Origin of the sequence: Nostoc sp., assembly GCF_036919495.1 — a bacterium.
Classification (GTDB): Bacteria; Cyanobacteriota; Cyanobacteriia; order Cyanobacteriales; family Nostocaceae; genus Nostoc.
Genome location: NZ_JBALBZ010000214.1, coordinates 1 through 11655 on the forward strand (window position 1 = coordinate 1; position 11655 = coordinate 11655).

Genomic DNA, 11655 nt, shown 5'->3' on the forward strand with positions numbered 1-11655 from the left:
TCTTTATAGTACTTTTAGCAGATTATTGACACATTTTTTGACATTGTTTGATGCCTATATCTTAATAGTTTGGCATAACAAGTACTGAAGAACCAAGATTTTTAATATTTGTATATGACAAACGAAGTGCGGAAGATGGGATAAAAAACCCTACGCTCGCGTGTGCTTGCGATTGTAGGGCTGGAGCTTATGAGGTGTCGCATTATGAAATCTTTTAGATTGTATGTAAACATTTGAAACAGATTAAACAACTGCGGGAGGATATCTCGGTAATGCTGGGGTTATAGTTTGGAGATGTCTATTATGGAAACTAACTGTGCTTCCCAAAACAAATGGTTAGTTTACACTATCAGAAAGCTTAAATTTTAATCAGCTCAACCATGACCAAGAAAAATTTGCTTGGCAACGAAATTTTTACGTTAGACAATATTCTTTCATCAAAAGAATGTGCTGAGTATATTACTTTAACCGAAAACATTGGTTATACAGATGCTCCTATTAATACCATTCGAGGTTTTGAAATACGTCCTGACATTCGCAATAATCAGCGTGTAATTTTAGATGACCAAGAACGGGCTTTTGATTTATGGCAGCGTGTATCAAGTTATATACCCAGCCCTATTGGCAAATGGCAAGCGGTTGGACTGAATGAGCGTTTTCGTTTCTATCGCTATGACCCAGGTCAGAGATTTGCGCTTCATCATGATGGTTCTTATCGGCGACCTAACGGTGAGGAAAGTCTATTGACTTTCATGATTTACCTTAATGAAGGTTTTGAAGGCGGTGATACGCTTTTTCATCTTTCTCGCCGATACTATGAAGATTTATCTAATATCGCTGTGATTCCAGCAACAGGTATGGTTTTATGTTTTGTCCATGACCTAGTACATGAAGGCGCTCCTATTATCCAAGGACGAAAGTACGTTTTACGCTCGGATATTATGTACCGTCAATTGAAATATGTTTAGATTTTCTAGAGAAAGAATAACCACTGCCACTAGACTGAACTTTAATTAACTCAGCAGATATACTATTTGCAGTGGGTTAAGTGAACAAGTTTGTAGTAAGGACTTTAGTCCTAGATTTTTAAGCACTGAAGTGCTTACTACGAACCCAACAAAATTAATGAGACAGACCAATATTGTCAGCAAAATTAGAGGTGTAACTAGCTCTAGCCTATTACTGATGATTTGGATGTTCATGACTTTTGGTCACAGATGATGCTGCTGTTACCGCACTTTGTTCTTTGGCTTGCATTTCTAGCAATTGGGGAATCGTCACAAATCGATAGCCTTGGGCCTTCAAACCTGCGATCATCTCTGGTAAAGCTTTGACAGATTTGGAACGATTACCGCCCCCATCGTGCAACAGTACAATTGCACCTGGTTTTGCCTCTTTTAGCACATTTTTTACCAGCATTGGCACTTGAGGCGAACGACGTTCAGCGTCTCCCGACTGTTCTGACCACATCATGATAGCGTACTTCTGGTTTTTGGCGTATTGGGCTAGTCCATTATTCAGAAAGCCGCCGGGGGGACGAAATAGAGTCGTTTTCTCTCCTGTTGTCTTGTAGATGATGTCTGCTGTACGATCAATTTCACTAGATGCAGTGGCTCCATCCATTTGAAAATACCAATGATGCCATGTATGATTACCAATTACATGACCATCAGCAGCCACTTGTTTGGCAACTTGGGGAAAATATTTCACCATTTGCCCAACCATGAAGAATGTCGCTTTGATATTATTTTTCTTCAAAATTTCTAAAATCTGCGCCGTATTTTTGGGGCTAGGGCCATCATCAAAAGTCAGGGCGATGACTTTCTCATTTGCTTTTAGTTTCGCCTGATAAATGATTGTTCCCTCAAAAGGCTTTGGCACTTCATTCATCAGGACTGTGGCTGGGGTGATAGACTGAGCAGATGCACCCATTGCCCTATCTAAACTCGTTTTAGCAGTTTCGCTTTTTGGCTTTTGAATTCCCAATAGTTGGTCAAGTCTAGTTATGCCTACAAGCAGACTAATAGTTACACTACTTACACCAACAGCCAATATAATAGTTACTACTTTTAGTAACAGTGATAATTTCCGATTAGACACATTAAATCTCCTTAAATATTAGTCATTGGTCATTGGTCATTGGTCATTGGTCATTAGTCAAGAGTTACTCTCCCCCTTCCCGTACTTCTTATTCCCAAATTCCCTGTTACATCACTCATACTCGGTTGTAAATTAATATATATCTTGCTAAAACAATAAAGAATAAAATAGCTTGAGACATCCCAGCTAAAGCTAAAGAAAGTCTCAATTTAATCTGTACTAATTGACCGCCTAAGTACCAAAGTAGCACTAGTAACCTAGATACAATAATACCCAGTGGATTTAATCGACCAATAAAGGCAGTATAACCGTAACCAAGAGAAATGCTAGTCCGTAGGTTAACAAAAGGGGCCAAAACTTTGCACACACCAGCTAAGGGACTGACAAATAAAAAAATATTCCATTGCTTTTTAGGGCAGGGGAGCAGGAAGCGTCCTTATATCTGCTCCTAAATTGTGCTGTAAAATGTGTCAGATGAAGTTAAAATTCCAACAATATTTTTGGCGTTGTGCCCTAGTTGTGTTTCTGGCATTAACTGGATGTGGATGGAGTGTGCAGTCAGCACAAGCACTGCTGCGTCAACACCATGATTCTCCTGGTGTCTTATACTACCACTCCCAAGTATCTATCAAAGATGAAAAAGGATATGCCTGGCAAGTCCTACTGTTCAAACAGAATTACAATAGTCCGGTAAAAGAGTTGCGATTGCGCTTGGTTGCTTTTCCGGGTGTTGTTGAAATTGCTCACCCCCAACCATTGTTGATTGAGACAGTAGTTGGAAGATTGCTGAATGCATCGGATGCATATCCTCTAAATGTACCCGTCCCTAATGTAGGCGAATATAACTTAACTGATATCTTACCGAAACTGCCAACAACTGATGCGCTCAAACTCTATGTGCCGCTTTCTAGTGGACAGCAATTGATTCTCAATATATCTAACACTATAGTCACTGAGTGGCAATGGCTAGTTACAGAAATTGATTGACTTTATCCACCAATGGTAAAGTTTAATCTAAAAGCATTCAACATAAAAATAAACCAATGGTGATGTGGGGTATGATAACTGCCTTCAAGCCAGAAATCCCAGTCTTCATACGCTGATAGCTTCCCACATCACACGTAACACTTGTAATATTAGTCTTGAGACTCCTCAGAAGTAGGTTCCGATTCGGTTTCAAGTTCTTCTGTTTGGACTTTGACTGGAGGTTTAACGGGTTTGGGACCGCGTGCTAGGGCAGGATTCCCCTGCTGCCTGTTTTCTTCTCCATAGGATGCTTTTTTCCCCTTGTCAGACGAGCGATTACGGCTCGGTTTTGAGCTTTTGGGGTTGGATTCAATAGGAGGTATAGAATCCGTATTTTCGGAATTGTTGTCAGTGCTTGCTTGGGACTGACGTTCCGATTTCTTAATTGGGCGTTCTACCATTGTTGATTTTTGTAAATTTATCTGTATAGTACATCGGTTTGGTGACTATAAAACGTGCTTTTTTAGGCAAAACCTACGCAGTATTGGGTGCGTTGTAAATAATGTAACGCACCCTAAAACTAATCAACGAAATCAGGTCGTGCCTTTCCTGTTGATTTCAACTTTTGCTCTAAAGCTGCCCAATTTTCTTGCTCAATTAAGTTAGTCAACTCATCGAGATTGTGACGATACTGTTGCAACGATCGCAGTAATGCCTGACGATTATACCGTGCCATCATCACCCCCAACTCTGGATTCCCACCACCCACACGGCTGGTATCCCGAAAACCTGAACTAGCTAACTTTTGGGCTAATTCCAAAACATCGGGGTCAGTTTCACTCAAACAAGCAGCAATCAACGAGGAACTGACCATTACAGGTAAATGAGAAATCCAACTAACAGCGCGGTCATGTTGTTCAGGCTGACAATAGTAAATTTTAGCCCCAAGCGATCGCACAATTTCCTCTACAACTGTAATTGCACTACTTTTAGTTGTAGCTATCGGTGTTAATACATAAGGTTTATCAACAAATAAATCTCGCTGTGCAGCTTCTATCCCACTGTCTGTCCTCCCCGCCATTGGATGACCGCCGATAAAATTATCCCAAAGGGGAGAAATCGCTTTGACTATCTGTGCTTTCGCTGAACCTACATCAGTTACAACGCAAGAAGCAGACAAATGAGCGATCATTTCCTGAAATTGGGGCACAATAAGCGCTAGAGGTGTACAAATAAATACAACCTCTGCGGCTGCCAATAGGCTCAGATCAACAGATGCTTGATCGACACTGCCGAGAGCAACTGCCTTTTGACAAGTGGATTCACGGCGACTGACTCCTAAGATATGATGTCCTTGCGATCGCAAATCAAAACCCAAAGATCCGCCGATCAGTCCCAGTCCTAAAATCCCAATATTCATTTTTGATTTTGACATTCCGTTTTTTATGATACCAACTATTAAAGTTGGCATCCAAGGGGTAGCATCAATGACTGTAGAGGAATTACTGGAACAATACGCGGCAGGAGTCTTAAACTTTAATGGTGTTGACCTTGCGGAAGCTAACCTAAGTGGGGCGAAGCTCAGTGGCGTAAATCTTAGCGATGCTAATTTGAGTATAGTCAACCTGAGCGGCGCGAATCTGAGTGAAGCTAACTTGAGCAATGCCAAGCTGAATGTAGCAAGACTGAGTGGCGCAAATTTATGTAGCGCCATCTTGAATAACGCCAGTCTCAACGTTGCTAATTTGATTCGAGCGGATCTTAGTCGCGCTCAACTTAAAGGAACCTCATTGATCCGCGCCGAGTTAATTCGTGCCGATCTCAGCCGCGCCGATCTGTCGGAGGCTGATCTCACCAGTGCCGATTTGCGAGAGGCGACACTCCGCCAAGCGAATCTCCGTCACGCTAACTTGAGTGAAGCCGTATTGAAAGGCGCTTCCTTGACGGGAGCCAACTTGGAGATGGCTAACTTAAATGCCAGCGATCTCAGTCGTTGTGACATTAGCGGCGCAAATTTGCGAGATGCCGAACTCAGACAAGCAAATCTCAGACATGCTAACTTGAGCGGATCAGATTTGAGCGGGGCGAACCTCCGGTGGGCAGATTTAAGCGGTGCAAATCTCCGATGGGCAGATTTGAGCGGTGCAAAATTGAGCGGGGCTACTTTAATTGGCGCAGATTTAAGCAATGCCAATTTAACGAATACAATTTTTATCCACGCCGATTTAACTCAGGCAAAATTAATCAGGGCGGAATGGATTGGTGCTGACTTAACAGGATCAACTTTAACTGGGGCAAAGCTTTATGCTACCTCCAGGTTTGGTTTAAAAACCGAAGGCATGATTTGTGAATGGGTTGATCTTAGCCCGGCAGGCGATCGCTCCATTATCCAAAACTTCCATTCCCAAGAGTCACGAGAATTTTTTAACGAAACACCCCCAACAATCCGAATTATTGTTGATACAGCCATAGAACACGAAGCCAATTTTGCTCTCGCTGGCGCTTATTATCAAATTGCTCAAGAATACCGGGCGCTGAAACAACCCCCAAGCATGGAAAGTGGGCCTCGTCGAACTGTTTTTACATTTCATGTAGATAGCGACGAAGCATTATTTCCAACTGCTTACATTGCGATTCTTCCCTTTCTAGATGCGGTATCTACCCAAAAGAATATTTCCAGGATGGTAGAAATGATTAACAATGAAGTTATTGCGAACCAAAATTTAAAATCGCTAAAATCACCCCATATCGGAAAAGAATTAAATATTATTCTAGAGCAAGCGATGAGTCAGGCTACAACAATTAAACAGATGAAAAAAAATATCGAAGTAGCTGCAAAGTTAAATTTTTGTAAAGCACCAACTCAAATAATTTTAACGAATTCCAGCGCTCACACTTTGATTGCCCATGACAATCCCCAGTTTGGAAAACGATTTATTAATCGCTCTGCTCTGAATGCTTCAGCTTATAATGATATATCCAGTGAAGCAACAAAATACATATTACCTTCGTTAAATATGGTTATAGATTTTGTCAAAGGATTTCACTATGTTGGACATTAATTATTAAACTCATGAGTAATGAAAAAATAAAAATTGGAGGAAAGAATGCGCGATACCTTTAATAAAATGATCGGTCGAACTCGCTATGTAGTCTTGCGCCTATTTCTGCACTTAGGGGGAGGCGAGGTAGCACCAATTTTGGGAGTATTAAATAGTGCTGGACGAGATGCGATCGATGCCGATGGCGATTTAGAAGTTTTAGGAGAAGGATTGGTAGAAATTAGCCAAACCCTACTGCAATACGATGAATATTGGCTTTCTGCTGCTAACGAAGGTGACGTATTTTTTGATGAAGGCGAGGCAGGAGATTACGTGAATGAATTATTTACTGACTCTGCCCAAAGATATCTCAGTGAACCAAGTTACAGTTCTGATAGATCAAATGAACCTTTATCTATACCTCTAACCCAGAATGTCATTGTGATGATTACAGCAGCTTATGAAGGAGAAGTACCAGAGTTGGAAACTGATCTTTCTAACATTCAAGCACTCAAGGAAGGCTTGAAAGCATTGATAAATTTGCATTATAAACATAAATTCAAAGCAATCCAAGTGCATTTCTCGCCAGCACAGTTAGGCGATGAACTTACTAGCGACCAACTGTTGCAATATTACCCAGAATTGATTCCTTTATAATGTAGTTGGGTAGTCCGTACTTACTACTCACATCGAGAAATTGTTAAGCTCAGAGATAGGACAATAATCCAATGATCATGACCATAGTACGTAAATTTACAGCAGTTTTTTTAGCTCTGAGTTTGTGTATGACAACCGTTGCTTGTGGTGGGGGAAACGAAGCTAATCCTCCAGGTAAGAACGTTAGTCAAAGCTCTACTAACACCAAGCTAAGTGACGGACAGTATCAAATACAACAAGCGACTTATGACGATTCAAGTGGTGAGTATAGCCTGTTTTTACTTAATAATAATCCCCCAACCTTTGCAACCGAAAATTTGCAAATGGCACGGTTAAGTGATGATGAAATCAAGCAAGGTAAAAAGACCTATCTAAAGGTAGAAAAAGGTCAACCGATTTTATATCTGACAGAAGATTTTAAAATTGAATATGTTCACAACGTTACCGAGAATAAAATCAATCCTCAAACAGGACAACAAGAGACGGTGGTAGTCCGTCGAGAAAATAACTTTTGGGCACCATTTGCTGGGTCTGTGGCTGGTAGCTTGGCTGGTCAGGCAATTGGTAGTATGTTCTTTAGACCCCAGTATTATGTACCACCTGTCTATCAATCAGGCCGAGGATTAAGTGGCTTTGGTGGATATGGCGGAAGCTATGGCCAAGCAGTTGAAAGCTACCAAACTCGCTATAATGCACCACCCGCAGCCGTGACAAATCGCACTGCATTCCGCAATACAGGGACAATTAGAAGATCGTATCCGGGAAATTCAACTATACGCAATACACCGCGTAGCACTACAGGTAATAACCGTCCTTCTGGTTCTGGTTTTGGTGGTAGTACTCTACGACCCTCTGGCAGAGCTACTTCACCTAGACGCGATTCTGGTAGTAGTTTTGGTAGTGGACGTAGTTCAGCACCCCGCCGCTCAAGTGGTTTCGGGAGCAGACGCCGTTAAAAAATTCCAAGTTCAATAAATAGACTGCCTAAGAAGTGAAGGTAGTGTATTGCATAAAAAAGTCGGAGGGTTGATTTGTGAGCCTCCGGCTTCTTTTTATATATAAATAAATTTTGACGATTAATTATGAATTATTCAGTCAAATAATATGAAATACTAAATACAAATATTGCTAAGAGAACAGGAACCATTTTATTAAAGTCAATTTGCTTTTTTTGAAGCATTTCTAAACAAGACATCGGAATCATTAGAGGCCAGAAGATAGTTGTTACCAAAAACATAACACCTGATAAAAATTTATCTCCTGGAGTAGTAATAGGATGACGTAGGGAAAATATGAACCAATTGCTTAGAAAATAGCATGTCATGAACAGGTAAACAATACTTAAAGTCAGTTGTATCTGATTCATTGTGAGTACTCCTGAAGTTATGTGAGCTTCACTATAGCCCAATCCAGATAACACAGATACTCGTAGGTACACGATAATGCCGTGTCCCTAGCCAGTACTTATTCAAATGAAAATCGCTATAAATTGTCTCTTCCTTTGCTCCCCCTACCTCCCCTGCTTCCCTTTCTTCCTCACCCGCCGACATGAACGCCAGGACGTTTATGGGGATCTTTTTCAGCCCGACGGAGTACTTCACGGGTGACTACAGCAATATCACCTTCCCCAAACAAGATAAAACGCAGTAAATATTGTATGGGGTTGCCCTCAACCCAGCCAAAGTAAGCATGGGGAATTTTACCTGTTTGGTCACGAATATAGAGTAGCAAAGCCGCGATCGCATTAGGTACTGCTGCACTCTCAGCCCGGAGGATGCGGTAATCACCAACTTGTACCCCTCTTACTTTGATAACATCGGCAAATTCGGAAGCATCTGATACTTGAATCTCTAGAAAAAGAATTGGATCGTTGGGTGGAATATGATTGTCCTCGCGCACTTCTTTCTCTTTCATAAAATACTCTACGACATCACCCGTATTCAACCTATTAGCAATTAAGCGTATTGCTCCCTGGCTCTCTTCGGCAATGAATTGACCAGCAAGTTCGTCAACTTCGATCCGCTCTGCTCGTAGTTCTGTTGAACGCCAAACACGAGAAACTAGCGAGGTAAAAATGATTGCACCAATGAAAAACCCAGCAATCCTAATACCTTCTGGTCTTTCGATGATATTAACAACAGTGGTATATAAAAATAACAGTGTGATAATTGCAAATACCAGTCTTGCTCGCTTCTGTCTGTGACGGTGGGCTGATAAGGTTACGGCAAAGGCGGCTGAGGTAATTAACACAAGCACACCAGTTGCATAAGCTCCACCTTGGGCTTCCACATTTGCTCTGAAGATAATTGTGACAACAAAGGCGATCGCTGTGTAGACTAATACCAAAGGTCGCGTTACTCGTGCCCAATTGGGTGCCATGCCATAGCGCGGTAGGTAGCGAGGCACAATATTCAGCAACCCTGCCATTGCAGATGCACCTGCAAACCACAAAATCGAAATAGTACTTAAATCGTAAATTGTGCCAAAGGCATTGCCTAGATATAGATGTGCCAGGTAAGCTAAGGCCCGTCCATTAGCTTTGCCCCCAGAAGCAAATTCTGCGGGTTGAATCAATAAAGTAGTTATAAAGCTCGTGGTCAGCAAAAAGAAGCTCATAATCACAGCAGCACTGGTGAGCAGCTTGCGTGTATTCCGAATTCGCCCTTTGCAATGGTGCGGAGTGTTGTTGCTACCTTTTACCAGGGGCATAACGGTTACACCAGTCTCAAACCCTGATAATCCCAGCGCTAGCTTGGGGAATATAAGGAGAGCTATGCCAAATAATATCCAAGGGTTGGAATGGCGGGCAAAAAGTGCAGTCTGCCAGTTAGCGATCGCATCTGGATGAGTTAAAATCTGATACAGACCAAGGCCAACGATAATGAAGTTTAACAGCAGATAAACTCCCACTAAAAAGACTGCAATACCTATCGCTTCTCGGAAACCTCTCAAGAAAACTGCGCCTAGTAATGCAACTAATATTAGGGTGATAGCGATCGTCTGATCGTGAAGAAAATTTGGCGTTAGCGGATTTTCGATAACATGGGCTGTGGCATCAGCAGCTGACAAGGTAATGGTAATAATAAAGTCAGTTGCGACAAAGCCGAGTAAGCACAGTACAAGTAATTTCCCTTGCCACCAAGGGAGCAAACGCTCTAACATTGCGATCGACCCTTCACCATGAGGGCTTTCGGCAGCAATGCGCCGATAGATTGGCAATGCTCCAAAGAGCGTTAGTAAAACTAGAATTAGGGTAGCTACAGGAGAAAGAGCGCCAGCAGCCAGTGCTGCAATCCCAGGTTGATAGCCAAGGGTTGAGAAATAATCTACACCAGTCAAGCACATCACCTGCCACCAAGGATGCTGGCGATGTAGTTCTTCCTTGCGGTAAGGCCCTTCTTTCTCTGGTCGATGTTCTTCAAGCAACCAGTCGATTAACTGGCTACCGAGCCGTTTTGTTGAAAGAATTGATTTAGCCATCAAATACGGTTGTGTTGCAATCGACTTTGTGATTTTTAAGCCTTTGTGGTTTATTAAAATTTTCAACTACAAAGACATAGCATTATTATTGTATGTTAAGCATCCTGTCCGATTTGCAAAATATATCGTAGCTGTTCGTAGCCGTCTAGCTTATTAAGTTAAATTACAGATTGTGTATATAAATACTCATTCCGATGTCAGTATATTTTCGGCTTAACCCTTTACAGCCTCAAGCTGCCTCAGTTCTAAAAAAGGGCGCTGCTAAATAAGGCAGCTATGTAATTAGCCAATTTGTCCTAAGAGGTTGTTCTAAAAGAATGTTTAAAAAGTATTTTTGGTAACATTTAAACCTCGTAAACCTGGCCTATGAAGAAAGCTGTCCTTACAAGGGAATGAGAATTTCAAAGTCTCATGACCTTTCGGAGAGAGGAATAGAAGTAGGATTTCTAGTATATTTTGTGACTTTTCAAACATCCTCTAACAATCGCTTCTTCTAGTAGTGACAAAACTGTCAAGCTCTGGAGCTTTGATGGCAATTTGTTGCAAACTTTAGAGGGGCATGAAGATGAGGTGATGGATATCAGTTTCAGCCCCGATGGCGAAATGATTGCCTCTGCAAGTGAGGATAAAACCATTAAAATTTGGATAAAATCTACAGATGTTAAAACCCAGTGGATACTATATAAAACTCTAGCAGGTCATGAAAAGTCGGTTGTTAGCGTTAGCTTTAGCCCAGACAGTCAAATAATTGCTTCTGCCAGTGAAGATAAAACCGTCAGGCTTTGGAGCAAAAATGGAGACCCGTTAAATATTCTTAGTGGTCATGAACAGGATGTGATAAATGTGGCGTTTAGTCCAGATGGTAAACTTATTGCTTCTGCCAGTAAAGACCACACTATCAAACTTTGGGACTTAGAAAAAAATGAGCTAAAAAGCAGTTCTGAAGAGCATTTCGCAGAAGTTTCAGCAGTAAGTTTTGGACTTGATAGCAAGACTTTTATCTCAAGTGGTTGGGATAAATGTGTTATGTTCTGGAAAATCGATGAAAATGTTCCATCAGTCATACGTAGTGAAAGGCATGAAGCAAAAGTTTACTACACTACGTTCAGCCCGGATGGTGAAACAATCGCAGTAGCCAGCGATGATGGTCTGATTACTCTTTGGAACAAAAATTATAATTCTAAAAGAACTTTTAAGGGACATAGAGATAGCGTCACCAAAGTTAGTTTTAGTTCTGATAGCAAAACTATTGTCTCTTGTAGTCTTGATAAAACTATCAAACTTTGGAATTGCACTAAGAAATTTGATGGACATTCTAAGTAGGTAGGCATGAAAAAACCAACCTATGTAAAGATAAGTAAATACGGAGAATGCATCTACCGAGGTGACTTAATATATGGGCGCTCGTTTA

10 protein-coding genes are annotated in these 11655 nt (G+C 41.3%); 6 read left to right on the forward strand and 4 right to left on the reverse strand.

What is annotated here, in order from left to right:
- Positions 1-380: 380 nt before the first annotated feature.
- Complete coding sequence (locus V7K25_RS30760; protein ID WP_335163590.1) at positions 381-968, forward strand: prolyl hydroxylase family protein; 588 nt, start codon at positions 381-383, stop codon at positions 966-968.
- A gap of 211 nt (positions 969-1179) precedes the next feature.
- Here the strand turns inward: V7K25_RS30760 and V7K25_RS30765 are convergent, their stop codons facing one another.
- Positions 1180-2100: a polysaccharide deacetylase family protein gene (locus tag V7K25_RS30765; RefSeq protein WP_335163592.1), complete on the reverse strand. Its 921-nt coding sequence runs from the start codon at positions 2098-2100 to the stop codon at positions 1180-1182.
- A 474-nt stretch (positions 2101-2574) separates the two neighbouring features.
- Here V7K25_RS30765 and V7K25_RS30770 point away from each other — a divergent pair, with 474 nt between their 5' ends.
- Positions 2575-3087 carry a DUF3122 domain-containing protein gene (locus V7K25_RS30770; protein WP_335163594.1) on the forward strand — a complete coding sequence of 171 codons (513 nt, stop codon included), beginning with the start codon at positions 2575-2577 and terminating at the stop codon, positions 3085-3087.
- Positions 3088-3236: 149 nt separating this feature from the next.
- On the opposite strand, the gene V7K25_RS30775 is transcribed toward V7K25_RS30770, so the two are convergent.
- Positions 3237-3527 carry a hypothetical protein gene (locus V7K25_RS30775; protein WP_335163596.1) on the reverse strand — a complete coding sequence of 97 codons (291 nt, stop codon included), beginning with the start codon at positions 3525-3527 and terminating at the stop codon, positions 3237-3239.
- Positions 3528-3646: 119 nt separating this feature from the next.
- Positions 3647-4486, reverse strand: a complete 840-nt coding sequence (locus V7K25_RS30780) for a prephenate/arogenate dehydrogenase (RefSeq protein ID WP_335163605.1) — start codon at positions 4484-4486, stop codon at positions 3647-3649.
- Between the two features lie 67 nt (positions 4487-4553).
- Between V7K25_RS30780 and V7K25_RS30785 the strand changes: the two genes are divergently transcribed.
- From V7K25_RS30785 to V7K25_RS30795, 3 genes are all read left to right on the forward strand, one after another.
- A complete protein-coding gene (locus V7K25_RS30785) occupies positions 4554-6128 on the forward strand; it encodes a pentapeptide repeat-containing protein (protein WP_335163607.1) in 1575 nt (524 codons plus the stop codon).
- Positions 6129-6173: 45 nt separating this feature from the next.
- A complete protein-coding gene (locus V7K25_RS30790; RefSeq protein ID WP_335163598.1) occupies positions 6174-6764 on the forward strand; it encodes a DUF1517 domain-containing protein in 591 nt (196 codons plus the stop codon).
- A gap of 71 nt (positions 6765-6835) precedes the next feature.
- Entirely contained in the window at positions 6836-7720 is an 885-nt protein-coding gene (locus tag V7K25_RS30795) for a hypothetical protein (protein WP_335163600.1), read from the forward strand.
- Between the two features lie 580 nt (positions 7721-8300).
- Here V7K25_RS30795 and V7K25_RS30800 read toward each other — a convergent pair.
- Positions 8301-10244 carry an amino acid transporter gene (locus V7K25_RS30800; RefSeq protein WP_335163601.1) on the reverse strand — a complete coding sequence of 648 codons (1944 nt, stop codon included), beginning with the start codon at positions 10242-10244 and terminating at the stop codon, positions 8301-8303.
- A 537-nt stretch (positions 10245-10781) separates the two neighbouring features.
- Between V7K25_RS30800 and V7K25_RS30805 the strand changes: the two genes are divergently transcribed.
- Positions 10782-11567 carry a WD40 repeat domain-containing protein gene (locus V7K25_RS30805; RefSeq protein ID WP_335163603.1) on the forward strand — a complete coding sequence of 262 codons (786 nt, stop codon included), beginning with the start codon at positions 10782-10784 and terminating at the stop codon, positions 11565-11567.
- The last annotated feature ends 88 nt before the right edge of the window (positions 11568-11655 follow it).

Excerpts from the sequence above, each read along its gene's own strand:
- V7K25_RS30760 (WP_335163590.1), top strand. The coding sequence starts at position 381 with ATGACCAAGAAAAATTTGCTTGGCAACGAAATTTTTACGTTAGACAAT.
- V7K25_RS30770 (WP_335163594.1), top strand. The coding sequence starts at position 2,575 with ATGAAGTTAAAATTCCAACAATATTTTTGGCGTTGTGCCCTAGTTGTG.
- V7K25_RS30775 (WP_335163596.1), bottom strand. The coding sequence starts at position 3,527 with ATGGTAGAACGCCCAATTAAGAAATCGGAACGTCAGTCCCAAGCAAGC.
- V7K25_RS30780 (WP_335163605.1), bottom strand. The coding sequence starts at position 4,486 with ATGAATATTGGGATTTTAGGACTGGGACTGATCGGCGGATCTTTGGGT.
- V7K25_RS30785 (WP_335163607.1), top strand. The coding sequence starts at position 4,554 with ATGACTGTAGAGGAATTACTGGAACAATACGCGGCAGGAGTCTTAAAC.
- V7K25_RS30790 (WP_335163598.1), top strand. The coding sequence starts at position 6,174 with ATGCGCGATACCTTTAATAAAATGATCGGTCGAACTCGCTATGTAGTC.
- V7K25_RS30795 (WP_335163600.1), top strand. The coding sequence starts at position 6,836 with ATGATCATGACCATAGTACGTAAATTTACAGCAGTTTTTTTAGCTCTG.
- V7K25_RS30800 (WP_335163601.1), bottom strand. The coding sequence starts at position 10,244 with ATGGCTAAATCAATTCTTTCAACAAAACGGCTCGGTAGCCAGTTAATC.